Origin of the sequence: Methylobacter sp. (assembly GCF_004322395.1) — a bacterium.
Taxonomy (GTDB): domain Bacteria; phylum Pseudomonadota; class Gammaproteobacteria; order Methylococcales; family Methylomonadaceae; genus Methylobacter_A.
Map to the genome: position 1 here is coordinate 1 of NZ_SCTW01000082.1, position 4891 is coordinate 4891.

Annotated in this window: 5 protein-coding genes and 1 pseudogene; 1 reads left to right on the forward strand and 5 read right to left on the reverse strand. The window is 47.3% G+C overall.

What is annotated here, in order from left to right:
* Positions 1 to 447: 447 nt before the first annotated feature.
* Positions 448 to 1836, forward strand: coding sequence for a glycoside hydrolase family 30 protein (locus tag EPO18_RS11825; protein ID WP_292433577.1), 1389 nt, complete (start codon positions 448 to 450; stop codon positions 1834 to 1836).
* Between the two features lie 62 nt (positions 1837 to 1898).
* Here EPO18_RS11825 and EPO18_RS11830 read toward each other — a convergent pair whose 3' ends face one another.
* From EPO18_RS11830 to EPO18_RS11850, 5 genes and pseudogenes are all read right to left on the reverse strand, one after another.
* A complete protein-coding gene (locus tag EPO18_RS11830) occupies positions 1899 to 2294 on the reverse strand; it encodes a Rap1a/Tai family immunity protein (protein WP_292433578.1) in 396 nt (131 codons plus the stop codon).
* Between the two features lie 160 nt (positions 2295 to 2454).
* Complete coding sequence (locus EPO18_RS11835; protein ID WP_292433579.1) at positions 2455 to 3504, reverse strand: Fic family protein; 1050 nt, start codon at positions 3502 to 3504, stop codon at positions 2455 to 2457.
* A gap of 185 nt (positions 3505 to 3689) precedes the next feature.
* Positions 3690 to 4238 (reverse strand): annotated as a pseudogene (locus EPO18_RS20810) (REP-associated tyrosine transposase).
* A complete protein-coding gene (locus tag EPO18_RS11845) occupies positions 4184 to 4339 on the reverse strand; it encodes a hypothetical protein (protein ID WP_292433581.1) in 156 nt (51 codons plus the stop codon). The pseudogene EPO18_RS20810 and the gene EPO18_RS11845 overlap by 55 nt, the downstream one beginning before the upstream one ends.
* Before the next feature lie 49 nt (positions 4340 to 4388).
* Positions 4389 to 4891 (reverse strand): hypothetical protein (locus EPO18_RS11850; protein ID WP_292433580.1); only part of this gene is annotated, 503 nt, incomplete at its 5' end.

Consider the following 4891-nt stretch of genomic DNA (forward strand, 5'->3'; position numbering starts at 1 on the left):
ACTTAAAGAATATGGCTGCATGGCTTATCAAGGGTATTTGTTCAGCAAACCGCTTCCTTTAGAAGAATTTGAAGCATTATTTTATACGGGACAATAGCTTGCTTGATTGGCGTGACTTTGTTTGGCGGGGTGGGCAAAAAATTCTGCGACTTTAAAGTGGCGCCGAATATTTTCCTATCAGCTCTTGATCTGACCGTTAAGATATAGAGAATTTTAAATGAACTTAAAAGTCCAATCCGATCATGAGGGCCAAATCCAAACACCTGATAACAGGCTATACTAAGTCTGAAGTTGTATATTATATGCAAATCGTAAGCCCACTTTCTCGCTGCGCTATCCGGTTACCCTGCAATGCTACGAAATAAATGTTTTGTAAACGATTTTCCAACCTGTAAGGCTTTCATATTAGCTCATAATAGATAAAGCTATTCCGCCAAGAGGACTGCCATGCTTGAACAAACCAACCCTCATGATCCAATTCTTCCTCTTTCAGAAGATCCTTCTTCTTTGGCGGTTTGGCTGACCACTGCCGACCAAAACTCTTTGTTTCAACGACAAACGAATGACCTTCGTTTCGCCGACAACGCCAATGATTTCCCTGTAATAACAGTGGATGCCGAGCGGAAGTATCAGGTCATGGATGGATTCGGGTTTTCCTTGACCGGAGGCAGCGCTATGCTGATTAGCCGCTTGCCTGATCCTGACAGGAACGCATTATTACGGGAATTGTTCTTGCCCGATGAAGACGGCATCGGCGTTAGTTTTCTGCGACTGAGCATCGGTGCGTCGGATCTGAGCGAACGCTGCTTTACCTATAACGACAGGTTGGCCGGACAATCGGACCACGAGCTTGTTCATTTCGACATCGAAGCAGGGGACCTTGAAGTTATTCCACTGTTACAGGAAATTTTGGCTATCAACTCCGGGATCAAGATCATCGCCACGGCTTGGTCTGCGCCGCCTTGGATGAAGACCAACCAGAGTTTCCGCGGCGGCGAACTGAAACCGGGTTGCTACGCTGTTTACGCCGCTTACCTGATCAAATACCTGACAGCCATGCGGGAGAGAGGCATTACCATTCATGCCATCACCCCGCAGAACGAACCATTAAATCTCAAAAACGAGCCCAGCATGATCATGGAAGCGAGCGAGCAGGCCGAGTTCATAAAAAATCATCTGGGACCGGCTTTATGGGAGGCTGGATTGACCGATGTGGAATTGTTTTGTTGGGATCATAATTGCGATGTCAAGGAATACGCTTTGGAAGTTTTCGCCGATGCCGAAGCGCGCCGTTATCTAAGCGGATCGGCCTGGCATCTATATGGAGGCGACATTTCTGCCCTTTCCGATGTGAATCAGCTTTACCCGGAAATGAAACTGTATTTCACCGAGCAGTGGGTAGGTTCGGACGGGCAGTTCGGTGGGGATTTAATGTGGCACATGAAAAATGTCCTGATCGGTTCGATACGCAACTGGAGCCGGGTCGTGTTCGAATGGAACCTCGCCTCCGACCCGTTTTGTTGTCCCCATACCCCTGGAGGCGAGGCTCATTGCGTCGGCGCTTTGACCCTAGGTGAAGATGTTGCCCGCAACGTTGCCTACTATGTGATTGCCCATGCCGCGAAATTCGTTCGCCCCGGTTCAGTAAGGATTTATTCCGATGAACAAACTTCTTTGCCGAATGTGGCTCTTGCTACACCCACGGGCGACATCGTTCTGATTGCACTCAACGATGGCACTGAAGCACTATCCTTTACTATACAATTTCAAGGGAGAAATGCCGTAACTACTTTGCCTGCAAGCGCAGTAGCTACTTACGTTTGGCGGGCTGCGTAAAAGTCGCGTAGCCCGTAGCAGCGTAGCGGATTCCGCTACGCTGCTACGGGCTACTTGCTATATTATTTGCATGGATAGACTTCTTTAAGAGCATTTATCACAGACTTGTCTGCCGGCTCACGAAAAAGCGCTGGGTGTTTATACAAATAATTAGAAACAATCTGCGTCACTTGTTTAATTGACACCCCGGTGGTAGGTGATAGAAGTTTTTTACCAAGCTCGGTAAGTTGCTTAGCTGAATCTGATTCCTTATTAAGTGGGCAAAACTGTATTCCAACATTGGTATCAAACACACCCATTATGTACCCTACGCCGAGGTTAGCATCGTATCCATCAATAGCAAGATTCTCCCTTTTAATATGATTAAATAGTTTGGTTCCATCCCAAAATCCTGCTTGCACATGCTCAACATGTAAAAGGCACGATAGAAAAATGATTAATAAACTGACTTTTCGCATTGTCTTTCCGTTTAAGTTATAAGGCTATTGTAAGTCCCTCAAAATCTCTGCCTCTACGCTTGTATCTGACAATAAAAGGGTCCACATAAAAGGGTCTCAGGTTACATTTCGCTTACTCCAATTTTTATCGCGGTTTAACGGCATAACACAGGCTTTGGGTTTACGGTAAAGCATACCATGAGCCTTTACCAGTTCCATGCTGTGCAAGGTGGCCGTTCTCCACCAGTTTGCGGAAATGCTCTTTCAGCGTATTGCGGCTGACGCCGGTCAACCGCATAATGTCACCCATCGTCACCCGCCCATGGTTGCGGGCGTGGTCAACGATTTGCACGGACAACTCGGGCAGGGCCGCAACCACCAACTTTTCACGTTCCACCTTGACGGCTAGGCGCTTCATTTGTTGATGCAAAGCGCGCAAGAAGAATTTCAGCCAAGGCTGCCAATCCGGCGCATCGGTGCGGATCGTGCCTTGTGTTTGCCGCAAGCCGAGATAATAGGCCTCCTTGCTGTGCTCAATCACGCTCTCAAGCGAGCTGTACGGGACATAGGCATAGCCCGCCTGTAACAGAAGCAGCGTAGTCAAAATCCGGCTCAACCGGCCATTGCCGTCCTGGAAAGGGTGAATTTCCAAAAACACCACGACAAATACGCCGATGCTCAGCAAGGGATGCAAACGGCCGGTATCGCGAGCCTCATTTAACCAGGCGGCCAGTTCGGCCATAAGACGCGGCGTATCGAAGGGCGTGGCGGCCTCAAACACGATACCGATTTGCCGGCCGTTCTCATCGAAAGCAGCCACACTATTTGACGAGGTTTTGTAATTGCCGCGATGCCGTTCGTCCTTGTCGCTATAAGCAAGAAGATCGCGATGAAACTGCCGGATATGGTTCTCGGTAATTTTGACGTCAGGCCAAGCATGGAAAAGGGTATCCATGACTTCGGCATAGCCGGCTACTTCTTGCTCATCGCGAGTGGCGAAAGACTTGATTTCCAGATTGCCCAACAAACGTTCAACATCGCGATCCGACAGCTTGCTTCCTTCGATGCGGGTCGAAGAGCCAATACTTTCGATGGTCGCCACACGGCGTAAGGCGCTCAAACGCTCGGGAGCCAATGTGCCGAGGGCTCGCCAAGCACCTTTAAATTCATCGACTTCGGCGATTAGGGTCAGTAGTTCGGGTGTAATCTGGATGGTGTTGGTGTTCAGCATGCAAATATCCTCGATAACCGTATTTACACCCATAAACAACCATAAGTCAAGACAAAACAACACCCATAAACAACCATAAACCTAGAAAAATCAGTTTGGAGCGTGTGGAATCCGATCGTGCTGAGCCTGTCGAAGCATGGACGGATTTTACTCATCCATTTTGTGAACATGCCTGACCTACCGGGCTACATGGCTTCGTTGATAGAGGAAGTCCATTCAGGCGACAGCAAGCCGAGGCGGACGTATGTGTGGAACGAAGAATACGGCCAGTCGGCAACGCATTGAGTTAACCCATGTTTTACCGGATTCCAGTGGATATAGTCGACATGCCTTTGAAAATCAGTGTCATCGCGGATCGTATGTTCCCAAACCTGTCCTGAGCCTGTCGAAGGAAGCCTGTCGAAGGAATCGCCGTTGCCAAAGTCGATATTCACCACGTTTGTCGCAAGTTAACGGCATCCCCGATAGCCGCAGTTCGTGTGTAAAGTTGGATTTGATCGCCCGCCAGCATCCCGAGTAATCAGCATAGCCATCAGTCAGCGTCCAAACAACATGCAAGTGATCCGGCAGAATAACAATGGCGTCGATGCTGAAAGGCCTTCCACTAGAACCGTGCGAAATGCGTTTCGCAGTAGCCCGACGTGTCGCACCAGAACATCGGAACAACGATCCCACAACGTCACCATGAAGAAATACGTCCCACCAGCAACCCTGTTCCGCCGATATAACACCATGCCGCATCACCAATAAGTTTGAAAATTGCGTAGCCTGTATGTAGCGTAGCGGAATACGGGGTGATCGTAGCTTCGAAGCCCCGGATTTCGCTATACTTCATTCAGGCTATTTGCTAACGCGAATCCGCCTTACAGCATTATAAATATAAATCAAAGCGTATGGTTATTTGTCTTTATCTCGTGGACATACTGATGAAATACTGGATGTATCTCCCATTTGTATTTCTGCATTTCATTCCAGTTATCCAATGAAACTAAATCGGGTCTTTTTGAAAATGTAATATGGTCATATTCCTCTTCATCTTGAGTTATTGATAAATCAATTCTTGCATTTATAAAGTTGGCCATATGGAGAACGTGCAATATACTAATTGCCGAATCGTTATCATTAGGTTTTAGCGCAATATTGTCCAATATAATACGGCGTGAAGAGGGGCACCTCTTAAGAATTTCAATTAGTTGACCAAACGAATGCAATGTATCAGTCGAAGCGTCTTTTATAATTGATTTTATTTGAGGGCATATTTCGCGATACTCATTCTCAATGTTGTCTATCCTTTTTTTAGCGTAAGAAAGCATTATGTCGTGGGCATGATTTGCAGTTATTTTCTTTGACTCATTCGACTCAGCTTTTTCAATCAATTGCTGAACAA